This is a genomic window from Azospirillum brasilense, from assembly GCF_003349955.1.
Classification (GTDB): Bacteria; Pseudomonadota; Alphaproteobacteria; order Azospirillales; family Azospirillaceae; genus Azospirillum; species Azospirillum brasilense_B.
The window spans coordinates 172,571-193,582 of record NZ_QLKQ01000001.1 but is presented as its reverse complement, the minus strand read 5'-3'; the positions used below and the strand labels follow the sequence as shown (position 1 = coordinate 193,582).

The window sequence follows — 21,012 nt, the reverse complement described above, 5'->3', positions numbered from 1 at the left end:
GATGTCGAGATCCTTGCCCGGAAGCCGGGTCCCAGTGAATGCCGAAGACTCCAAAGCAAAACCCCCGGTGCGTTGCGGCACCGGGGGCAGGTCTGCCGATCACTTCTGGTCGGGAACGTGGAACACCGTCAGGACGCCGCCGAGCTGGGTGTATTCGCCCAGCGACTGGTGGGCGCCGACCGCGCCGAGGCCGGCGGTCGCCACACCCCCGCCCTCGGTGTGGCCGGGATGGACGGCGTTGTGCCACGCCTGCGCCCCGGCCTCCTGGGTCAGCCCCGCGGCGAGACCGATGCCGGCCCAGCCGCCGACGCCCGACAGCACGGCCACATACTGCTTGCCGTTGTGGGTGTAGGTGTTGATGTTGCCGATGATGCCGGACGGGGTCTTGAACCGCCACAGCTCCTTGCCGTCCTTCATGTCGACGGCGACGAGGTAGCCTTCGAGCGTCCCGTAATAGGCGACGCCGCCCTTGGTCGACAGGGCGCCGCTCCACACCGCGAAGCGCTCCGGCCGCGACCAGACGATCTTGCCGGCCGCCGCGTCCCAGGCGATGAAGTTGCCCATGCCGCCGTGCGAGTTCGGCGTCGGGTACATGGACACGGTCGAGCCGACATAGGCCTGCCCCGCCGTGTAGGAGACGGAGAACGGCTCGTAATCCATGCAGATGTGGTTGGTCGGGACGTAGAACAGCCCGGTGTCCGGCGAGAAGGAGGCCGGCTGCTGGTCCTTGGTGCCGAGCGCCGCCGGGCACACGGCCGCGGTGTTCTTGTCCTCGCCGTTGGCGAAGGTGCTGTACTTGTCGACGACGTTCGGCCGTCCGGTCTTCATGTCGACGTCGGTCGCCCAGTTGACCGTCGGGTCGTACTTCTGCGCCACGAGCAATTCACCGGTCGCCCGGTCCAGCGTGTAGGCGAAGCCGTTGCGGTCGAAGTTGACCAGCACCTTACGCTGCTGGCCGTTCATGTTGATGTCGGCCAGGATGTTCTCGTTGACGCCGTCGAAGTCCCATTCATCGAAGGGAGTCTTCTGGTAGACCCACTTCGCCTCCCCGGTGTCGGGATCGCGGGCGAAGATGGTCATCGACCATTTGTTGTCGCTCTTGGCCCGGTCCTTGTCGACGGCCCGCTGCGTCGGGTTCCAAGTGCCGGGGTTGCCGGTGCCGTAATAGATCAGGTTGAGCGCCGGATCGTAGGTGTACCAGCCCCAGGTCGTCCCGCCGCCGCGTTTCCATTCCTCGCCCGGCCAGGTCGAGACGCCAAGATCCTTCTGCCCGATGGGCTTGCCCATCATCATCGTCTTCGACGGGTCGATCTTCACGTCGGCGTCGGGACCGGTCGAGAAGGCCCGCCACACCATCTTGCCGCTGTTCGTGTCGTAGGCCGTCAGATGCCCGCGCACGCCGAACTCGCCGCCGCTGATGCCGACGAAGACCTTGTCCTTGACCACCAGCGGGGCCGCCGTCAGGGTCTCGCCCTTGGTGTGGTCGCCGTTCTTGGCCTTCCACATCTCCTTGCCGGTCTTGGCGTCGAGCGCCACCAGTGTGTTGTCCGCCTGCGCCAGGAAGACCTTGCCGTCGGCAACCGCGACGCCGCGGTTGACGGTGTCGCAGCACATCACCGGAATGACGGTCGGGTCCTGGACCGATTCATATTTCCAGATGACCCGCCCCGGATTGTTGAGGTCCAGCGCGAAGACCTTGTTGGGGAACGGCGTGTGAATGTACATCACGTCGCCAACGACGATCGGCCCGCCCTCATGGCCGCGCAGAACCCCGGTGGAGAACGACCACGCCACCTGAAGATTCTTGACGTTGTTGGTGGTGATCTGGTCGAGGGGGCTGTACCGCTGCCCGGCATAATTGCCGAGCTGGGACGCCCAGTTGTTGGGGTTCGCTTCATTCTTGAGAATACTGTCGTTCGCAGAAACCGAGCCGGCTGCGACGACAGCGACAGACGCCAGAAGCCAGCGAGACAATACCTTCATGACGATCCCTCCCGTGATGGCGCTTATTGTTTACCCAAAAACCAATGGGCTTCTTGCTTATGAGCGCAGCGCTGAGTGCAAAAGGGCGTTGTCGCGCGGATGTTGTCGCGCGGTGTGTTTTGTTCTGAATTCAATATTCAGAAAAGCTGACGCCAAATTGGTACTTAATGCTATATTGGGACCATCTTCTCGTCAAGGCTCTGCCGAATAGAAAATCTCAAACAATCGTCTTGTGCCAGATTTATCCAGGACCGACCGCAAATTGGGAGTAAGAGATTAATCCTTCAAAACAAGATTTTGTAATTTATTTATTTGCAGTTTCGAACGCGAATTTTGTGCAGAGCAGCAATATTTGCTGCAAAGCAGCGCGGCCCGATCCGCGACTCCGGCTGTTGATGCATGTGTTCCGGCCTTCGTCCGTCTTTGCGGAAACGCCGAAGGCGCCGGCCCATTGAGCTTTCGCACAGGAAACGCGAACCATGTTTGAACTGGTTCTGGTGATTTGTCTGGCCGTGCGGCCGGACCACTGCGCCATCGAGCGTCCACTCTCCTTCGAACGGTACCCGACCGCGGTGGAATGCACGCACAACAGCTACGCCCACGTCGTGCATTGGCTCATGGAGCATCCCAACTGGAACGTCCGCCAATGGCGGTGCGAGCAGCCCGGGGCCTGACGCCAGCGCAGGTTGCTTCAAGGATACGAAAGACTTCACTCAACGTTCCGTTGACCTGCGGCGCGCCGACCCCAGACTTGCGCGAAGGCTGCTCTGTACCTTGCGGCCCGTTCCGTTTCATCCGCTGCACCAACGGCTTTGCAAACTCCCAACCTTTAGGCATTGGTTAATCTTCGATGCCTAATGATTCGGCGCCCTGTGGTTTGGCTCATTTCCGAGCAGCCGTAATCGCGCAATCCTGTCCTCGTCCTGGGCATGGCATGCGGCTTGCTATCGCTGATCCACACGATGTTGGCACAGCCGTGCCGTTGCGTTTTGGAGCGCCCGATGTTTGTTACCCTGTCGATGATCTTCTGCTTGGCGTCGGACCCGACCCAGTGCCGGACCATCAATCCGATGGTTCCCGACACCGAACCCCTGACCATGTCGAGCTGCCCGATCGCCGGTCAGATCGAGAGCGCCAAGTGGATCAACGACCACCCGAAGTACGAGCTTCAGCGCATCCAATGCACGGTGGGCAAGCGCTTCAAGCAGCAGGGCGCGTGAGGGTTTGACGGGGGACGGTCCGGTGCCGCCTCATGCCAGAGTCGCGGCCCGGCGCAGGTCGGCCACGAACTCCGCCTGCGCCCGCCGCCGCTCCTCCTCCTCCGGAAGCCTCAGCAGGTAGGAAGGGTGGACGGTGACGAAACCGTCCCACCCGTCGCCGTTCCACCCGTCGAAGACCATCGGTCCGCGCTCGCGCAGCACCGAAACGGGCCGTCCGGTCAGCGCCAGAGCCGCGGTGGCGCCCAGCGCGACAACGAGGCGGGGACGGACGAAGCCCAGCTCCGTCATCAGCCACCAACGGTAATGCTTGACCTCGCCGGCGGTCGGCGACTGGTGGATGCGCCGCTTGCCGCGCTGGACGAATTTGAAATGCTTGACGGCGTTGGTCAGGTAGACGCCGCCGCGGTCGATGCCGGCCTCTTCCAGCGCGGCGGTCAGCAACTGGCCGGCGGGACCGACGAAGGGGCGGCCCTCGCGGTCCTCCTGGTCGCCCGGCTGCTCGCCGACGATGGCGATGGCCGCACCCTCCGGCCCCTCGCCCGGCACCGCCTGCGTCGCGCCCGGCACCAGCGGTTCGGAGCGTTGGATCAGGCGGTTCAGCTCGGCGAGGCTCTCCGGGGCCTGCCGGGCCATCGCCGCCACCGCCTTTTCGGGCATGCGGCGGCGCGGGATGGCGGCCTCCGCCTCCAGCATCGCCTGGACGCGGGCGGGGGCGGCGCGGACCATGGCCGGGATGGCCGCCGTCTCCGGCATGTTGGCCCAGTATTTCCGCGGCATCTCCGCCCGCATAGCCGTGGGGTTGACCCGCGCCGGGTTAAAGGTGCTCTCGTAATAGCGCAGCCAGCCCTCGGCGAAGCGGTCGTCGGTTAGTGAATCCGGACGCTCGGCGGGCGGGCCGGTCATCAGGCGGTGGCGGTCCCAGTGCAGCGATCCCTTCGGCGTCAGGATTGTCCACACCATGCTTTCGAAACGGTCGACGAAGAAGGCGGCGACCGCCTCGACGATGTGATGGTCGGGCTCGAACCACGCGACGTAACGCTCTCCGCCGTCCGGGTCCGGTAGGGCGCGGAAGCGCAGGAAGGCGTGCATCTTGTGGATGTCCCGGCGCACCGCCTTGTCGAGCCGCTCCAACCGGTGCACCAGCGGGTCGGCGTGCTGGTCGAGCAACGCACGCTCTCCGTTCAGCACCCGCCAGACCAGCCGGTAGAGCAGGGCGTAGCGCTCCGGATCGCCGTGGCAGACGACGGTTTCGATCAACTGGCCGACCGCCTGGGGCAGGAGGACCGGGGCGCCGTCTTCAAGTGCGGGTCCTTCGTCGCCGAACAGCGACGGTGCGCCGACGCTCCACAGTACCGCCTCCGGCGCCGTCCGGGTGGCGGCGAGGCGGCGCACCGCCCGGCGGAAGCCGTCGAGGTCCGCCCCCTCCCGCAGGGTGATCGTGCGCATGGTCAGAACAGGCTCAACTGGCTGGACGGCGTGACCAGCCGCTGGCGCAGGTCCAGCCGGTCGGTCAACCCGCCCACGGGGTGGTAGTTGGCGGCGATCAGGAAGGGGCGCGCCCGCCTCAGCCCGTTCGACAGCCGACCCAAATCCTCCATGCGCAGGCGGGTGTGGCGGCGCGCCGACAGGATCTTGTCGACGGCGCGGGCGCCCAGCCCCGGCACCCGCAGCAGCATCTCGCGGTCGGCGCGGTTGACGTCGACCGGGAAGCGCTCCCGGTTCTTCAACGCCCAGGCCAGCTTCGGGTCGATGCCGAGGTCGAGCATCCCACCCTCGCCACCGGACGCGATCTCCTCCACCGTGAAGCCGTAATAGCGCAGCAGCCAGTCGGCCTGATACAGCCTGTTCTCCCGCTGCAAAGGCGGCGGCTTGACCGGCAGGACCGAGCTGGCCTCCGGGATCGGGCTGAAGGCGGAATAATAGACGCGGCGCAACCCGTAGCGCTGGTAGAGCGTGCCACTGGTCTCCAGCACCGAGCGGTCGGTGGCGTCGTCGGCGCCGACGATGAGCTGGGTGCTCTGGCCGGCGGGGGAGAAGCGGCGGCGCTCCTCCTTGGCCTCGACGATGCGCTCGTTGACCTGACCCATCACCGCCTTGATGGTGCCGCCGTTCTTCTCCGGCGCGAAGGCCTTCAGACTGTGGTCGGTGGGCAGTTCGAGGTTGATCGACAGGCGGTCGGCCCACAGCCCGGCCTGCTCGATCAGCCAGGGGCTGGCCTCGGGGATGGTCTTCAGGTGGATGTAGCCGGCGAAGCCGTGGTCGCGCCGCAGCGTCCGCGCCACCAGCATCATCTGCTCCATCGTGTGGTCCGGCGAGCGGATGATGCCGGAGGACAGGAACAGCCCCTCGATGCAATTGCGCTTGTAGAAGCCCAGCGTCAGGTCGACCACCTCCGCCACCGTGAAGCGGGCGCGGCGGACGTTGGAGGAGCGCCGGTTGATGCAGTACACGCAGTCGAACAGGCAGTGGTTGGTCAGCAGGATCTTCAGGAGCGAGACGCAGCGCCCGTCCGGCGTGTAGGCGTGGCAGATGCCGGCGCCGGTGGTCGAGCCCAGCCCCTCCTTGCCGCCGCTGCGCGGCTTGGCGCCGGACGAGGCGCAGGAGGCGTCGTATTTCGCCGCATCGGCCAGAATGCCGAGCTTCTCGATCAAGGCGTCGTCCATCGTCCCATCCCACGGTGCTTGTCTGTTCTTAATATGTTCTGGTTAGGTGGGGAGGCAAGCGGCGTGTGCGGCGTTGGGTGGGACAAAGTCCGACCCGTGTCTCTTCGCGGCAATCTTGGATGGCAGCGAAGCGGGACCACATAACCGGGATGACCTCGAACCCGCCGTTCCGGCTTGGCCGCCGCGCCGTCCTCGCCGCCACCGCCGCCGTCGTTGCCGCGCCCCTAGGCTGTGCCCTGGCGCGCCCGCTGTTTGCCGCCCAACCCGGGGCCGGAGCCGCGTTCGACCCGGCCTTGCTGGACCGCGCCATCAAACGGGCGGCCGGGCTCGACCAGATCCACGCGCTGATCATCGGGCGGAACGGTGCGGTGGTGTCGGCGGAGGCCTTCCGGGGGCCGGCGGTGAACCGTGCCGTCAACGTCAAGTCGGTGTCCAAGACCATCGCCGCATCGCTCGCCGGCATCGCCATCGACCGCGGGGTCCTGCGCGGCGTCGATGTCACCTTGGCCGAGGCGGCGCCGGGGCTGGTCCCGGCGGGCGTCGATCCGCGGGTGCGACGGATCACCATCGCCGACCTTCTGACCATGCAGGCCGGTCTGGAACCCACCTCCGGGCCGGGCTACGGCCGTTGGATCAACAGCCGCAACTGGGTCGTCGACGCGCTGCGCCGTCCCTTCGTCACCGAGCCGGGCGCACGGATGCTTTACTCGACCGGGAGCTACCACCTGCTGGGCGCGGCGCTGTCCAGCGCGTCGGGGCGCAGCCTGCTGTCCCTGGCGCGGGAGTGGCTGGGCGAGCCGCTGGGCATCGACGTGCCGTCCTGGACGCGCGATCCGCAGGGCTTCTACCTCGGCGGCAACAACATGGCGCTGTCGCCGCTCGACCTCTTCCGCTTCGGCGAGCTGTGGCGGCAGGGCGGCCTGTGGAACGGACGGCCGGTCATCAGCGCCGCTTGGGTGCGGGATTCCTGGGTGCCGCGCACGCGCTCCCCCTTCTCCGGCGACGATTACGGGTATGGCTGGTTCCTCGCCACGGCGAAGGGGCACCGCATCGCCTACGCGCGCGGCTATGGCGGGCAGATGCTTTATGTCGTGCCCGGTCTGGGGCTGACCGTCGTCGTCACCTCCGACCCCACGCGCCCGGCGCGGTCGGATGGCCATGTCGGCCTTCTCAACGCCCTGCTGACCGACGACATCATCCCGGCGGCGGAGATGGCCTGACGGGCGGGCGTGTCAGGCGGACAGGGTGTCGCTGCGCAACCGTCGCATCATGTTCCGTCGCGGCAGCCAAGCCACCAGCATGGCCCCGGCCGCCGCCATCGCGGCGACGGTGCCGAGGAAGGCGGCCAAGGGAACCGCGCCTCCGGGAAGCGGAGCGCCGTCGGCGAGGCCGGCGACCACCGCCGCGCCGCCGAGCCAGCCGAGCGGCACCGCGACCGCGGCGACCGCGGCGCCCAGCAGGACGAACTCCAGCACGACGGCCTGTATCATCGAACGCCGCCCGACCCCGAGGACGTGCAGGATCGCCATCTCCTGAAGCCGCCGCCGGGCGCTGTTGGCGATGGCGCCGAGCAGGACCACGACCGCCGCGCCGAGAGCGACGGCGGACAGGCCGTTGAGAAGCCCGCGCACGGTCTGGACGGTCGAACCGAGCGTGTCCAGCACCTCCGCCACGCGGATCGTGGGGGCTTGCGGGACCGCTCGCGCCACCGCCGCCTCAACCGCCGGAACCGCCTCGGGCAAGGACCAGACGGCGGCGACGAGGCTGTGCGGCGGCGGTTCGGGGAAGGGGGAGAGGAGAACCGGGAAGTCCAGGTCGAGCCGCGTCCAGTCGATCCGCCGGAGGTTGGCGACCGTCGCGGTCACGGGCCCGCTCGCCAGGGCCAGCGTAAGGCGGTCCCCCACCGCCAGCCCCAACCGGCGGGCGACCTGCGCGTCCAGCGAGGCCAGCGGCGGACCGGCGTAGCCCTCGGGCCACCAACTGCCCGCCACGATCCGGTCGGTGGGGGCGGGGCGGTCGCGCCAGGACAGGCCGCGGTCGCCGCGCACCGCCCAGCCGACAGAGCGCGGGGCGTCCGCCTCGGTGATGGCGGTGCCGTTGAGGCGGCTGATCCGGGCGTGCAGGAAGGGCGCCGTCTCGACCCGCCCGACGCCGGGTAGGGCGGTCAGGCGCCCGCTCAAGCCGATGCCGTCCGGCGGGGAAACGTTCAGCACGACGATGGAGGGCGTCTGCTCCGGCAGCGTCGCCGTGACATGGCCGGTCGCCGCCCGTCCGACCACGCCGACCGCCACCAGCAGGGTCAGGCCGATGCCCAGCGCGACGGCCACCGGGACCGTCGGCGCGCCGGGCCGACCAAGGTTGGCGACGGCCAGCCGGACCGCCGCCCGCCGCCCCCGCGCCAACCGGCGGGCCACCCAGGCGAGCCCGCGCCCCAGCAGCGTGAAGCCCATCGCCACCAGCACCGCGACGAGCAAGAAGCCGGCGACGGCGAGCGGCATCCCCGTCCAGGCGGCGAGCAGACCGGTGAGCCCCAGCCCGAGCAGCGCGACAGCGCCACGGGTCCGCCACCCCAACGGCTGGGTCCAGCCATCCACCGCCCCCCGCCAGATCGCGGCGGGGCTGGTCCCGGCGGCGCGGGCCAGCGGCGGCACGGCGCAGAGCAGGGCCGCCAGCAGTCCGACCGCCCCCGCCAGCAGCAAGGCCGCCGGATCGACGGCGCCGCCCGTCTCCGTCATCCAGTCGAGCGGCAGCGCCTTCACCGCCATGGCGGCCAGCACGGCTCCGAAGCCCACACCGATCAGCAGCGCCACGCCGACGACGGCCAACGTCTGCAGCAGGAAGGCGGTGAAGAGAAGGCGCGGCGAGCCGCCCAGCGCCTTCAGCGTGGCGAGAACCGGCAACCGTCGGGCAAGGTGCGCCGACAGCGCCCGGCCGATGCCGACGCCGCCGATCAGCAGGATGGACAGGGACCCGAGAAGGAACAGCGCGCGGGCGAGCTGCACGGTGCGGTCCACGCCCGGAATGCCGTGGGCGGCGTCGACGATCCGCCACCCGGCGTCGGGGAAACGGTTTTCCAGATCGCGGAGGATGGCGTCGGAGCGGGCCGCTTCCGGCAGGACGAGGCGATAGTACCAGTAGACGGGCATCCCCGGCTCCGCGAGGCCCGTCGTGTCCAGCGCTTGGTGATCGATGACGACGCGCGGGCCGAGGGAAAAGGCGCGAAAGGCCCGGTCCGGCTCATGCTCCAGCACGGCGCGGACCGCGACCTCGGCGGCACCGAGCCGCAGGCGGTCGCCGACGCCCAGCGCGAGCGCTTCGAGGAGGTCGGGGGACACCGCCGCGCCCCAGTGCCCGTCGCGCCGGGCCAGAGCGTCGGCCAGGGACGGGGCGCCGGACACCGTCGCCGCGCCGACCAGCGGGTAGCTTTCCTCAACCGCCTTCAACTCGACCAGGGCGCGGGCGCCGCCGGTCACCGCCGAGGCGACGGGCCGCAGCTCCGCCGTCTCACCGACCCTGCCCAACGTGCTGAGGACGGCCCGCTGCTCCGGCGTCGCCGGTGCGTGGAACAGGCGCAGCGAGAGGTCACCGCCGACCGCCTCGCGGGCGGTGGCCCGCATCCCCTCCAGCACGCCGCCGCTGAGCGAGCCGACGGCGGCCATCATGGCGGTGCCCAGCGCTACCCCGAGGACGACGATCCAAAGTCCGGTGACGCCGCCCCGCAGGTCCCGCCAAGCCAGCCGCAACGCGATGCGCAGATGAGTCATGGCGGACATATCGTGAAGGTCCCGCCGGCCGGCAAGCGTTTCGGTCGCCTGCTGTCGGGTTTGGTATTCACCCTCTCCCCTCCGGGGAGAGGGAAGGGTGAGGGGGGTGCGCTTTTGCCGGACTTGGCGCCAGGGACATCCCCCTCACCCTCCCCACGCCTGCGGCGCGGGTCCCCTCCCTCTCCCCGGAGGGGCGAGGGCCATAATGGCGATTGCGCGCGCCTACTCCCGGCAGTGCAGCCGCCGCCGGTGGCGGGACGGCAGGGGATGGGCGGACTGGACCGCCGCCAGGGCGCGCAGGCGCTCCGCCAGGGCCGGCGGGAAGGGGGTCACCTTGCGGGTGCCGAGATCGACGTGGATCGAGAGCTGTTCCATGGTCGCCGCGACCGTCCCGTCGTCGGCCCGGCGGATCTCCAGCAGGCTCAGCAGCCGCTTGTCGTCGGCGTCGAGCAGCCGCAGGGCCACCTGCAAGGGCGTTCCGGCGCGCAGCTCCCGCCGGTAATGCACCGCCACGTCGACCACGAACAGGCCGAGCCCCTCGTCCCGCGTGTAGGTCTCGCCCAGCCCCCATTGCTCCATCAGGGCGTAGCCGACCTCGTCGAACAGGGCGACGTAGCGGACCATGTTCATGTGGCCGTAAAGGTCGATCCAGCTCTCGTCGACGGTGTGCACGCCGGACAGCAGGATATCCGGAGGCAGGGCGTGGTCCTGGGTCATCGAAGTGCCTTAGGGAGGGGACGCCTGGTCCGGCGGGAACACGCCGCGCAGCCACTGCCGGATGGCCGAGATGACCGGCGTGTTCCAGCGGTGGACCGGGGCGATGAAGTAATAGCCGCCGATGGTCACGTTGCTGTCCACCATCTCCACCAGCTCGCCGTTGGCCAGCGGCTCGGTCACCAGCAGGTCGCTGACCAGCGCCACGCCGCGCCCCAGCCGGGCCGCCTCGATGGTCAGGTGCGCCTGCCACAGCCGGGGACCGCGCAGCCGGGGGATGTCGGCGATGCCGGCCTCCTCCAGCCAGGCTTCCCACATGCCGGTGGACTGCTCGTGGATCAGCGGCAGGCCGACGAGGTCGGCGGGCGTGCGCACGTCGGGGTAGCGCGCCTTGAACTCCGGGCTGGCGATGGCGAGGATGCGCGGCCGCGCGAACATCTCCGAGCGCAGCCCGTCGGCGACGGAGCCGCCGTCCTCCAGATACATGATCTCGGCGTCGGCCTCCTCCCGGCTGAAGTCGGGGCGGGTCGAGGTCGGCTGAAGGATCACCTCCCGCCCGGTCAGCGCCTCCTCCAGCTCCGGCAGGCGGGCGAGCAGGCAGCGCGAGGCCAGCCCGGCGAGGCAGCAGATATGCACCGCCTCCATCCCGCCGTTGCGCAGCTCGTTGCTGGCCTCGCCGATCAGGTCGAAGGCGCGGCGGAGCTGGGCGGCGTAGCGGATGCCCTCGCGGGTCAGGGACAGGCCGCGCCCCGACTTCGCCACCAGCTTCACCCCCACCGCCTGTTCCAGATTTTGGATGTGGCGCGACACCACCGTGTGTGACACCGCCAGCTCGTCGGCGGCGGCCCGCACCGTGCCCTGACGGGCGAAGATGTCGAAGGCGCGGAGCGCGAGAAGGGGCGGAAGGCGGCGCGCCATGCGGACCTTTGGGCTGTGGACGGAAGCCGGGGCGAGGCTGGGAGCGATCCCGGCGGCGGTGATCCCGGCGGCAGTATGAAACATTTCCGCCAGCACCGCACGCGCCCCTTCGCCGCCCGCCGCCCGCCGCTCTCCCCCCGCGCCGCCGGCCATCACACCACCGCGTCGCGACGGAAGGCGCCGATCTCGTCGGGGCTGAAGCCGAGATCCGCCAGGATGGCGTCGGTGTGCTCGCCCAGCCGCGGCGCCGGGCTTTCGGCGGGCAGGGGGGCTTCCGGCATGGTGATCGGCACGGCGGCGAAGCGCTTGCCCGAGCCCTCCGGCACCTCCACGACCATCTTGCGGTGGACCACCTGGGGGTCGTTCAGCGCGTCCGGCACGCTGTTGATCGGGCTGGCCGGCACGTCGGCGTCCTCCATCGCGTCCAGCCAGGCGTCGCGCCCGCGGGTGAGGAAGACCTCGCGGAGCAGCGGCTCCAGCTCCGCATGGTTGGCGTTGCGGGCCGAGCCGGTGGGGAAGCGCGGGTCGGACAGCAGATGCTCCAGCCCCATGGCGCGGCACATCCGGTCCCACTGCTCGTTGGTGTCGACGCAGATGGCGATGGGCTTGTCGGCGGTGGGGAAGGCCTGGAAGGGGGCGATCAGCGGGTGGCGGCTGCCCAGCGCCCGCGGCGTCTCCCCGGCGTTTAGGAAGCGGGCGATGGCGTTCTCCATCAACGCGAGCTGGCAATCCAGCATTGCCACGTCGATGAAGCTGCCCTCGCCGCTGCTTGCCCGCTTCTGCAGGGCGGCGAGGATGCCGACGGCGGCGAACAGGCTCGACCCGATGTCGCCGATGGACGCGCCGACCCGGCAGGGATCGCCGCCCGGCTCGCCGGTGATGCTCATCATGCCGGACATCGCCTGGGCCACCACGTCGAAGCAGGGCCGGTGACGGTAAGGGCCGTCCTGCCCGAAGCCGGAGATCGAGGCGTAGACCAGCCGTGGATTGACCGCCTTCAGATCGGTGTAGCCCAGCCCCAGCCGGTCCATCGCCCCGGCCCGGTTGTTCTCCACCAGCACATCGCAGGTGGCGACGATCTTCTTGAAGATCTCCTTCCCCTTTTCCTCCTTCAAGTTGAGCGTCAGACTCCGCTTGTTGCGGTTGACGCTGAGGAAGTAAATGCTTTCCTCCTCGCTGAAGGGGGCAATGATGCGGGTGAAATCGCCCTTGCCGGGACGCTCGATCTTGATGACCTCCGCCCCCAGCGCGCCGAGCAGCCAGGTGCTGTAGGGGCCGGCCAACATGTGCGTGAGATCGACCACGCGCACGCCGGCCAGGGGGCCTTCGCGGCGTTGCGTATCGGTGTTGAGCATGCATGATCCTTCGGATGGCCGGGCGCCGCGCAGGCGGTCCGGGCGGGGCCGCGCGCCCGGCTGGAAACCGGTCCGGTCCAGGGCGGCGGCGGGAATGCGACACCCAAAGGCTTGCGCCACGGCGGCCGGAAAACAATCGCTTAGTTTGGCCCAATCCGGTGCATGGAAAGCACCGTTCCATGGATTCGCCCGGTGTGGCATTGGTGCGTTCCGTGCACCGGACCGCATCGTTTTTTCTGCTTGTGACACGAACTGTGTACGGTAGTCTTGATCTTGCCGGGAGCGGATCGGACCAATCGAAATCTCTGCCGGCCATTGGATAGTCTTCATGATTTCCGTGACGGGCGGCCTCTTTACTCTCATCGCCTGTCCAATGAAGCCGCTCGGCGCGCGTCGCGGCAGCGATGCGCGGCCTTCCACAACCAGGAAAGGACAACCCGCGCGTGATCGATCTTTCGGGAAAGGCGGCCATCGCCGGCGTTTTTGAATCGCCCCGCCGGGATGCGCCACGCGTCCACCCCTTCGCCCTTCAGATGGACTGCATCCTCGGCGCGCTGGACGACGCCGGGCTGACGCTGAAGGACGTGGACGGGCTGTGCGCGGCCTCCGGCGACTGGGCCGAAGGCGGCAGCACCATGGATGTGGTCGAACTGGCCGAATACATCGGGATCGCGCCGACCTACGTGAACAGCACCGACGTCGGCGGCTGCTCCTACATCCTCCAGGCCGGGCAGGCGGCGGCGGCCATCGCCACCGGGCTGGCCGAGGTGGTGGTCATCAGCTACGCCGCCTGCCCGCGCTGGTGGCCGCTGAGCAGCCCGTCCTTCGACCCCTTCGTCTTCCCCGCCGGCCCCGGCCAGTACGAGATTCCCTACGCGCCGACGCTGATTTCGACCTACGGCCTGTTCGCCCGTCGCCATATGGACCTGTATGGCACCACACCGGAACAGCTTGCCCAGGTGGCCGTGACCTTCCGCGAGCACGCCGCGAAGAACCCGGACGCCCGGCTGCGCAAGCCGATCACGGTGGACGACGTGCTGGCCTCGCCGATGATCGCGTCGCCGCTGCACCGGCTGGACTGCTGCGTGGTGACCGACGGCGGCGGCGCCGTGGTGATGACCAGCCGGGAGCGGGCGCGCGACCTGAAGAAGCCGCCGGTCCATCTGGTCGGTTACGGGGCCGCCGTGGCGCGCACCCAGAACAGCCAGATTCCCGACGACCTGACCACCCCGGCGGCGCTGTCCGGCCCGCGCGCCTTCGCCATGGCGGGGCTGACCCCCGGCGAGATCGACGTGGCGCAGATCTACGACGCCTTCACCATCACGCCGATGCTCGCGCTGGAGGATCTGGGCTTCTGCGGGCGAGGGGAGAGCGGCGCCTTCGTGGCGGACGGCAACCTGACGCTGGGCGGCAGCCTGCCCACCAACACCGACGGCGGCGGCCTGTCGTCGAACCATCCCGGCAAGCGCGGCATCTTCACCCTGATCGAGAGCGTCCGACAACTCCGCGGCGAGGGGCCGGGCGTTCAGGTGCCCGACGCCCGCATCGCCCTGGCCCATGGGCTGGGCGGCACCTTCTGCTCCGCCGCCACCGCCATCCTTGCCCGGTAAGGTGTCCCGATGACTGTCATGACCATCCCGCCGGTCCAGGACGAGACCTCCGCCCCCTTCTGGGAGGCGGCGCGCGAGGGGCGCTTCCTGATCCAGTGCTGCCCGGAGACCGGGCGGTTCCAGTGGTACCCGCGCGCCCATTCCATCCACGCCCCGCACGCCCGCCCGGAGTGGGTCGAGGCGAGCGGGCGCGGCGAGCTGCTGACCTATTCGGTCGTCCATCGCGGCAACCAGCGCGGCGATCCCTACGTCTGCGCCCTGATCCGGCTGGAGGAGGGCATCACCGTCTTCTCCCGCGTCGAAGGGGTGGCGGAGGCCGATCTGCGGGCCGGACTGCCGCTCGCCGTGGCCTTCCACCAGCTCGACGAGGCGACCAGCCTCCCCGTGTTCCGCCCGCGGACTTCCGACTGAGGATGCCTTGACATGACCGCCATCCATCTCGACGACATCAAGCCGGGCGACCGGACGCGCTCCTCGCGCGTCACTGTCACCGAGGCGCACATCGTCTGGTTCGCCGGGCTGACCGGCGACTTCAATCCGCTGCACATGGACGCCGAGGCCGCCAAGGCCAACGGCTTCGGGCGGACCATCGCCCACGGCATGCTGACCCACTCGCTCAGCACCGGCCTGCGCTCCGCCATCGACGACTGGGCGATCCTGGCCTTCCTGGAGACGCGCCGCCGCTTCGTCGGCCCGGTCTTCGCCGGCGACACCGTGCATTACGAGGCGGAGGTGGCGGAGGTCCGCCCCAGCGCCTCCAAGCCCGACCGCGGCATCGTCCGCGTCGCCATCACCGTGAAGAACCAGCGCGGCGAGACCGTGCAGGAGGGCGAGGACGTGCTCTCCATCGCCCGCAAGGAGGCGCAGGCATGAGCGCCGCCACCACCCATCCCCGCCGTCTCGCCGGCCGTGTCGCCTTCGTCACCGGCGGTGGCGGCGGCATCGGCCGCGCCGTCTGCGAGCGGCTGGCCGCGGAAGGGGCGGCGGTCGTCGTCGCCGACATCGGGGCCGAGACCGCCGAGACTGTCGCCGCCGCGCTGCGCGCCGAGGGGGCTCAAGCCCACGCCACCGCGCTGAACGTCGCCGACCGGGAAAGCTGGGGCGCCGCCGTGACCGGCCTGCCCGAGGCCTTCGGGGGCGTGGACATCATGGTCAACGTCGCCGGCATCGTCCGCGACCGCTCGCTGCCGAAGATGACCGACGCGGAATGGAGCGCCGTCATCGACGTGAACCTGCGCGGCACGTGGCTGGGCTGCCAGACGGCCTTCCGTCTGGTCGGCGACCGCGGCTGGGGCCGCATCGTCAACATCGCCTCCACGGCGATCCTGGGAACCTTCGGGCAGGCCAACTACTCCGCCTCCAAGGCCGGGGTGGTCGGGCTGACCCGCACCGCCGCCCTGGAAGGGGCGCGGCGCGGCATCCTGGTCAACGCCGTCGCTCCGGGGGTCGTGGAGACCGCCATCGTCGAGGGGGTGCCCGACGTGGTGCGCGCGCAATGGCTGGAGAAGACGCCCATCGGGCGCCTGGGCAAGCCGGCGGAGATCGCCGCCGTCGTCGCCTTCCTGGCGTCCGACGACGCGGCCTACGTCACCGGCCAGACCATCGTCGCCGACGGTGGGGCGACCACCGGCGACTACTGATTTTTGCTGAAGAACGAAGAACGACGCCGAAACGGCGGTACCGCAACACAAGACAGGGATTGGCAACATGATGGAATTCTCGCGCCGCCGCCTTCTCCAGACCGGCGGACTCGTCGGCACCGCCCTGGTGACCGGCGGGCTGGCCGGCACCGCCTTCTCGCGCATCGCGGCGGCGGCGGACGATCCGCTCTACGCCGCCGCCAAGAAGGAAGGCGCGCTGACCCTCTACTGGGGCTCCTACGAGCAGCAGACGATGGAGGCGATCCGCGACGCCTTCAAGGCGAAGTATCCGGGCATCGAGGTCAACCTGCTCCGCCAGGCCTCGCAGACCGTCTACACCCGCCTGCGCATGGAGCTGCAGAGCGGCGTCCACGAGTGCGATTCGCTGGGCACCACCAACATGCTGCACTACACGGAGCTGAAGAAGATCGGCGCGCTGGCGCCCTTCGAGCCGGTGGACGGCGTGCACATTCCGGACGCCTTCCGCAACCTCGACCCGGACAAGATGTTCCATGTGGGCGCCATCAGCCTGACCAGCATCAACTACGCGCCGGGCAAGGTGCAGTCCCCGCCGCAGAGCTGGCAGGCGCTTCTGGAGGACCAGTGGCAGGGCAAGATCACCACCGGCAGCCCGGCCTTCTCCGGCGACGTGGCGAACTGGGTCGTCGCCATCCGCCGCAAGTACGGCGACGACTTCCTGCGCGCCTTCGGCAAGCAGAAGCCGAAGGTCGGCCAGTCCAACGTCGACACCGTGACCGACATCCTGGCCGGTGAGCGGGTCGTCGGCTCCGGCGCGCCCTTCAGCTACACGCTGACCCAGAAGGCCGCCGGCAACCCGATCGACGTGGTGGCGCCGTCCGATGACGCCATCCTGAACCTGGGCGTCACCGGCATCCTGGCGAAGGCCCCGCACCCGAACGCCGCCCGGCTGTTCACCAACTTCCTCTACTCCACGGAGGTGTCGATGATCCTCCAGAAGAACTACTGGCCGACTCTGCGCAAGGACGTGCCCTGGGCGGAGGGGCGGTCGCTCGACCAGTTGAAATGGACCCGCAACACCGGCGACGACCTCGGCCCGGAGGTCGCGGAAGGCATCGCCAAGTGGAAGGAACTGGTGCGCTGACCTCAAATCCCCTCTCCCCTCTGGGGAGAGGGTTAGGGTGAGGGGGTTGTGCTTGTGCCGGACCCACCGCCACGCGCATCCCCCTCACCCGGCGCCTTTGGCGCCACCCTCTCCCCGGAGGGGCGAGGGACAGTACGGACAATGGAGGCGGACCCTATGGGGGTCATTTCAACGGACAGCCCAGACAGCGCAGCCGCGGCGACCGCGCGCCCGGCGATGGCCCGCGTGCCGCTCGCCAGGACCGTGGTCTTCGGCGCCGTCGCCCTTCTTCTCTTCCTGCTGGTGGTCCTGCCCTTCGGCTGGGTTCTCAACAACAGCTTCCACGACGACATCACCGGTGGCTGGACGCTCGGCAACTACGCGCGGATCTTCCAGTCCGCGGACCTGCTGGAGCCGCTGTTCAACTCCCTGCTCCTGGCCGTGGCGACCGCGGTGATCGCCGTCGGCATCGGCGTGCCGCTGGCCTGGCTGGTGTCGCGGACCGACCTGCCGTTCCGCCGCAGCATCCGCGTGCTGACGCTGACCGCCTTCGTCACCCCGTCCTTCATCGGGGCGACCGGCTGGATCCTGCTGGCGGCCCCCAACTCGGGCTGGCTGAACGCGCTGTGGCGCTCGCTCGCCGGGGCGGAGGCGGGGCCGCTGCTGAACATCTACTCGATGACCGGGGCGATCTTCATCTGCGGCATCTACACCGTCCCCTACAGCTTCACCATGGTGTCGAGCGCGCTCGACGAGATGGCCGTGGAGCTTGAGGACGCCGCCGCCACGCTGGGCTCCGGCACGCTGCGCACCATGCTCAGCATCACCATCCCGCTGGTCACCCCGGCGGTGATCGCCAGCTTCATCCTGTCCTTCATCCAGGGGCTGACGCTGTTCGGCGTCCCGGCCTTCCTGCTGACGCCGACCGGCATCCCGGTGGTGACGACCAAGCTGGCCGAGTTCTACCAGCTCTTCCCGCCGGAAATCTACATGGCGGCGGCCTACTGCATGCCGCTGCTGCTGGTCACCGCCATGCTGTTCTGGATGCGCCGCCGCATCCTGGGCCGCAAGCAGTTCGTCACCATCTCCGGCAAGAGCCGGGCGGGGCGGCGGATCGCGCTGGGCGCCGCCCGTTGGCCGGCCTTCGCCGCCGCCCTGCTGCTGCCGCTGGTTTCGGTGTTCCTGCCCTACGCGGCGCTGCTTCTGGTCTCGCTGACCCGCGCCTGGGGCCAGGGCCTGTCGTGGGAGAACCTGTCGCTGCACTGGTACTGGTGGGCGCTGTTCGGCAATTCGGAGACGCACACCGCCATCGTCAACTCGCTGCTGTTCTCGACGCTCGCCGCGACGCTGTGCGTGATGCTCGGCACCGTCGTCGCCTACATCGTGGAGCGGCGGATGGTCTTCGGCGCCAGCCTGTTCGGCGCGGTGACCACCGTTCCCATCATCATCCCCGGCATCGTCATGTCGGTCGGCTTCTTCGCCGCCTACACGCGGGCGCCGCTGAACCTCTACGGCACGCCGCTGCTGCTGGTGGCGGCCTTCGCGGCGACCTTCCTGCCCATCGCCTACGCCCATGGCGGGTCGATCCTCAAGGGCATCGGGCCGGAGCTGGAGCGCGCCGCCCGCAGCCTGGGTGCCGGGGAGGGGCGGACCTTCCTGTCCATCACCATCCCGCTGATGGGCGGCGGGCTGCTGTCGGGCTGGTTCCTGGTCTTCATCCCGATCATCCGGGAGCTGTCGGTGGCGGTCTTCCTCATCACGCCCAAGACCAACGTGATGACCACCCTGATCTACAACGCCAAGGACGGCGGCAATTACGAGGCCGTCTGCGCCATGAGCGTCCTTCTCCTCCTCATCACGCTGGCGCTGGTGGCCGCCGCCGGTCCCCTGACGCGCCTGACCACCGTGCGCCGCACCTCTCGCAAATCCGGTCGTAAAACCGCCCCGGCGGAAGGAGTTCTCCCCACATGAGCGGGATCCGCATCAAGAACCTCCGCAAGTCCTTCGGCACCTACACCGCGTTGCACGGCATCGACCTGCAGGTCCCCAACGGCACGCTGCTGGCCCTGCTCGGCCCGTCGGGCTGCGGCAAGTCCACCACGCTCCAGCTCCTCGCCGGGTTCGAGGCGCCGACGGAGGGCGAGATCTGGGCCGACGACGTGCTTCTCTCCTCGGCGCGCGGCGTGCTGCCGCCGGAAAAGCGCGGCATCTCCCTGGTCTTCCAGAACTACGCGGTGTGGCCGCACAAGACGGTGGCGGAGAATGTGGCCTTCGGCCTCGCCATCCGCCGCCTGCCCAAGGCGGAGATCGCCGAGCGGCTGGACCGCACGCTGCGCACCGTCCGGCTGGAGGCGCTGCGCGACCGCTACCCGTCGGAGCTGTCGGGCGGCCAGCAGCAGCGCGTGGCGCTGGCCCGCGCGCTGGCGGTGGAGCCGCGCATCCTCCTGCTCGACGAGCCGCTGTCCAACCTCGACGCCCATCTGCGCGAGGAGATGCGGTTCGAGATCCGGCAGGTCCACGACCTGCTGGGCCTGACCACCGTCTACGTCACCCACGACCAGTCGGAGGCGCTGGTCACCGCCGACCGCATCGCCGTCATGAAGTCGGGCCACCTCCAGCAGCTCGGTTCGCCGGAGGACATCTTCGAGCGGCCGTCCAACGCCTTCGTCGCCACCTTCATCGGCGCCAACAACGAGCTGGCCGGGACCAGCGAGGGCAACGGCGCCATCCGCGTCGGCAACCATGTGCTGACGGCGCCCGACCGCAGCGGCGCGGCGCATGGCGGGACGGTGTCGCTGTGCGTGCGCCCCTCCCAGGTCCGGCTGTTCGGCGCCGAGGAGACGGGGTTGCCCGCCGAGGGCTGCAACGTGCTGACCGGTACGGTCCAGCGCTCCGCCTATCTCGGCGAGTACCGCGACGTTCTGGTGGATCTGGGGGGCGGGCGGACGCTGCGCGCCTTCATCCCGCCCGCGCAGAGCTTTGCTCCGGGCAGCGTGGTGACGGCGCTTCTTCCCATCGGCTCCTGCCAGATCCTCGGGCCGGCGGCCTGAATCCAAGAAAGTTCCGAACGATGACCATCGCCACGACCGGCGAGGCCGACGCCTTGCCCGAAATCCTGACCGAGCGGCGCGGTGCCGTCCAGTGGGTGATCTTCAACCGTCCCAAGGCGCGCAACGCCATCACCCCCTGGATGGAGGACCGGCTGATCGAGATTTGCCGGGAGGTCGACGCGGACCCGGCGGTGAAGGCCCTGGTGCTGACCGGTGCCGTCGGCGACAAGCCCGCCTTCATGGCCGGCGCCGACCTGTCCTGCCTGCAGAGCGTCAAGACGCCGGAGGACTACACGATCCTGGAGGATCGCGCGGAAGCCGCGGCGAAGGCGCTGGAGGCTGTGCGCGTTCCCACCATCGCCGCGCTGGCCGGCGCCTGCGTGGGGGAGGGGGCTCTGCTCGCCGCCTGCTGCGACGTGCGCATCGCCACGCCGTCGGTGCGCTTCGGCTTCCCCATCGCCCGCACGGTCGGCAACTGCCTGAGCATCAAGAACCTTGCCCGGCTGGCCGCCATCCTCGGCACCGCGCGGACGAAGGAGATGATCTTCAGCGCCCGCCTGCTGACCGCCGACGAACTGTCCGGCGCCGGCGCCCTGCGTGGCGTCGTGCCGGACGACGACCTCACCGAGCGCACCCAGGAGCTGGCGGAGGAACTGGCGGGCCTCGCCCCGCTGACCCTGTGGACGACCCGCGAGGCGCTGCGGCGCTGGCGCGACCATGGGCTGCCGGCGGACGGCGACGCCGACCTGCTGCGCCTCTGCTACCTCTCCGCCGACTATCAGGAGGGCATCGCGGCCTTCCTGGAAAAGCGCCGCCCGGTGTGGGTGGGGCGGTAGGGCGCCAAAGCCATCGCATTTCGCGTTCATAACCCTCTCCCCTCTGGGGAGAGGGTGGCCCGGAGGGCCGGTGAGGGGGATGTGCGTTTCGGTACGTCCGGCAAAAGCGCAACCCCCTCACCCTAACCCTCTCCCCAGAGGGGAGAGGGGATGCCCT

At 69.4% G+C, this 21,012-nt stretch carries 18 protein-coding genes; 11 read left to right on the top strand and 7 right to left on the bottom strand.

Going from position 1 to position 21,012, the window contains the following annotated elements; all coding sequences use genetic code 11:
• Nucleotides 1-99: 99 nt before the first annotated feature.
• Nucleotides 100-1,983 (bottom strand): methanol/ethanol family PQQ-dependent dehydrogenase, encoded by a 1,884-nt coding sequence (locus DXK32_RS00825; RefSeq protein ID WP_114856747.1) that lies wholly within the window; start codon nucleotides 1,981-1,983, stop codon nucleotides 100-102.
• Nucleotides 1,984-2,462: 479 nt separating this feature from the next.
• Between DXK32_RS00825 and DXK32_RS00820 the strand changes: the two genes are divergently transcribed.
• Together DXK32_RS00820 and DXK32_RS00810 are read left to right on the top strand one after the other, a co-directional pair.
• Complete coding sequence (locus DXK32_RS00820) at nucleotides 2,463-2,657, top strand: hypothetical protein (RefSeq protein ID WP_040136610.1); 195 nt, start codon at nucleotides 2,463-2,465, stop codon at nucleotides 2,655-2,657.
• Nucleotides 2,658-2,984: 327 nt separating this feature from the next.
• Nucleotides 2,985-3,203, top strand: coding sequence for a hypothetical protein (locus tag DXK32_RS00810; protein ID WP_035680398.1), 219 nt, complete (start codon nucleotides 2,985-2,987; stop codon nucleotides 3,201-3,203).
• Between the two features lie 30 nt (nucleotides 3,204-3,233).
• Here the strand turns inward: DXK32_RS00810 and DXK32_RS00805 are convergent, their stop codons facing one another.
• Nucleotides 3,234-4,649, bottom strand: a complete 1,416-nt coding sequence (locus tag DXK32_RS00805; protein ID WP_114856746.1) for a UdgX family uracil-DNA binding protein — start codon at nucleotides 4,647-4,649, stop codon at nucleotides 3,234-3,236.
• A gap of 2 nt (nucleotides 4,650-4,651) precedes the next feature.
• Nucleotides 4,652-5,866 carry a putative DNA modification/repair radical SAM protein gene (locus DXK32_RS00800; RefSeq protein ID WP_114856745.1) on the bottom strand — a complete coding sequence of 405 codons (1,215 nt, stop codon included), beginning with the start codon at nucleotides 5,864-5,866 and terminating at the stop codon, nucleotides 4,652-4,654.
• 149 nt (nucleotides 5,867-6,015) lie between these two features.
• On the opposite strand from DXK32_RS00800, the gene DXK32_RS00795 reads away from it, so the two are divergent.
• On the top strand, nucleotides 6,016-7,086 hold the full coding sequence (locus DXK32_RS00795) for a serine hydrolase domain-containing protein (RefSeq protein WP_114856744.1): 1,071 nt from the start codon (nucleotides 6,016-6,018) through the stop codon (nucleotides 7,084-7,086).
• Nucleotides 7,087-7,098: 12 nt separating this feature from the next.
• On the opposite strand, the gene DXK32_RS00790 is transcribed toward DXK32_RS00795, so the two are convergent.
• The 4 genes from DXK32_RS00790 to DXK32_RS00775 form a co-directional block, all read right to left on the bottom strand.
• Complete coding sequence (locus tag DXK32_RS00790; protein ID WP_114856743.1) at nucleotides 7,099-9,639, bottom strand: ABC transporter permease; 2,541 nt, start codon at nucleotides 9,637-9,639, stop codon at nucleotides 7,099-7,101.
• A gap of 213 nt (nucleotides 9,640-9,852) precedes the next feature.
• Complete coding sequence (locus tag DXK32_RS00785; RefSeq protein WP_114856742.1) at nucleotides 9,853-10,347, bottom strand: thioesterase family protein; 495 nt, start codon at nucleotides 10,345-10,347, stop codon at nucleotides 9,853-9,855.
• A 9-nt stretch (nucleotides 10,348-10,356) separates the two neighbouring features.
• The gene (locus tag DXK32_RS00780; RefSeq protein WP_205215601.1) at nucleotides 10,357-11,415 is read right to left on the bottom strand and encodes a LysR substrate-binding domain-containing protein; all 1,059 of its coding nucleotides are present in this window, start codon (nucleotides 11,413-11,415) and stop codon (nucleotides 10,357-10,359) included.
• The gene (locus DXK32_RS00775) at nucleotides 11,415-12,617 is read right to left on the bottom strand and encodes a CaiB/BaiF CoA transferase family protein (protein ID WP_172428602.1); all 1,203 of its coding nucleotides are present in this window, start codon (nucleotides 12,615-12,617) and stop codon (nucleotides 11,415-11,417) included. Before DXK32_RS00775 ends, DXK32_RS00780 begins: the two co-directional genes overlap by 1 nt.
• Nucleotides 12,618-13,060: 443 nt before the next feature.
• On the opposite strand from DXK32_RS00775, the gene DXK32_RS00770 reads away from it, so the two are divergent.
• From DXK32_RS00770 to DXK32_RS00735, 8 genes are all read left to right on the top strand, one after another.
• Nucleotides 13,061-14,227 carry an acetyl-CoA acetyltransferase gene (locus DXK32_RS00770; protein WP_205215600.1) on the top strand — a complete coding sequence of 389 codons (1,167 nt, stop codon included), beginning with the start codon at nucleotides 13,061-13,063 and terminating at the stop codon, nucleotides 14,225-14,227.
• A gap of 9 nt (nucleotides 14,228-14,236) precedes the next feature.
• Nucleotides 14,237-14,638 carry a Zn-ribbon domain-containing OB-fold protein gene (locus DXK32_RS00765; RefSeq protein ID WP_114856739.1) on the top strand — a complete coding sequence of 134 codons (402 nt, stop codon included), beginning with the start codon at nucleotides 14,237-14,239 and terminating at the stop codon, nucleotides 14,636-14,638.
• A 12-nt stretch (nucleotides 14,639-14,650) separates the two neighbouring features.
• A complete protein-coding gene (locus tag DXK32_RS00760; RefSeq protein WP_014242262.1) occupies nucleotides 14,651-15,100 on the top strand; it encodes a MaoC family dehydratase in 450 nt (149 codons plus the stop codon).
• Nucleotides 15,097-15,867, top strand: coding sequence for a 3-oxoacyl-ACP reductase FabG (gene fabG, locus DXK32_RS00755; RefSeq protein ID WP_114856738.1), 771 nt, complete (start codon nucleotides 15,097-15,099; stop codon nucleotides 15,865-15,867). The genes DXK32_RS00760 and fabG overlap by 4 nt, the downstream gene beginning before the upstream one ends.
• Nucleotides 15,868-15,934: 67 nt before the next feature.
• Complete coding sequence (locus tag DXK32_RS00750) at nucleotides 15,935-16,990, top strand: ABC transporter substrate-binding protein (protein WP_114856737.1); 1,056 nt, start codon at nucleotides 15,935-15,937, stop codon at nucleotides 16,988-16,990.
• Between the two features lie 156 nt (nucleotides 16,991-17,146).
• Nucleotides 17,147-18,940, top strand: coding sequence for an ABC transporter permease (locus tag DXK32_RS00745; RefSeq protein ID WP_162801023.1), 1,794 nt, complete (start codon nucleotides 17,147-17,149; stop codon nucleotides 18,938-18,940).
• Entirely contained in the window at nucleotides 18,937-20,019 is a 1,083-nt protein-coding gene (locus tag DXK32_RS00740) for an ABC transporter ATP-binding protein (RefSeq protein WP_114856735.1), read from the top strand. Before DXK32_RS00745 ends, DXK32_RS00740 begins: the two co-directional genes overlap by 4 nt.
• A gap of 20 nt (nucleotides 20,020-20,039) precedes the next feature.
• Complete coding sequence (locus DXK32_RS00735; RefSeq protein ID WP_114856734.1) at nucleotides 20,040-20,855, top strand: enoyl-CoA hydratase; 816 nt, start codon at nucleotides 20,040-20,042, stop codon at nucleotides 20,853-20,855.
• Nucleotides 20,856-21,012 lie beyond the last annotated feature (157 nt).